Source organism: Mesorhizobium sp. M2C.T.Ca.TU.002.02.1.1 (assembly GCF_003997225.1).
In genome coordinates, this window is record NZ_RZTO01001572.1 from 1 (window position 1) to 405 (window position 405).

At 65.9% G+C, this 405-nt stretch carries 1 pseudogene; it reads left to right on the top strand.

What is annotated here, in order from left to right:
• Positions 1 to 405 (top strand): annotated as a pseudogene (locus tag EOD07_RS37350) (diacylglycerol kinase family lipid kinase); the annotation flags it as partial.

The following is a 405-nucleotide window of genomic DNA, read 5'->3' on the forward strand; positions in this document are numbered from 1 at the left end:
GGCTAGGGCTGCCGAAAAAGGTCGATGCCGTGCTGAAGCGGATCGCCGAAGCCACGCCCCGCAAGGTCGATGCCGGGCGCATCTGCTACATCGACGATCACGGCGCGCTGGCCAGCCGGCACTTCATCAACATCGCCAGTCTGGGGCTTTCCGGCGCCACCGACCGCGCCGTCAATGCCGACAAGCGCAAGGGCAGGATGTCGGCCAAGGCGCTGTTCCTGTGGCGCACCGTGGTCGAGTTCATCCGCTACCGCTTCCAGGACGTCAGGATTACCGTCGACGACGGCGCCCCGGTCGAAGCGCGCATGGCGCTGGTGGCGGTGGCCAATGGAAAGTTCTTCGGCGGTGGCATGATGATCGCGCCGGACGCCGAACTGACCGACGGGCAGTTCGACATCGTCATCC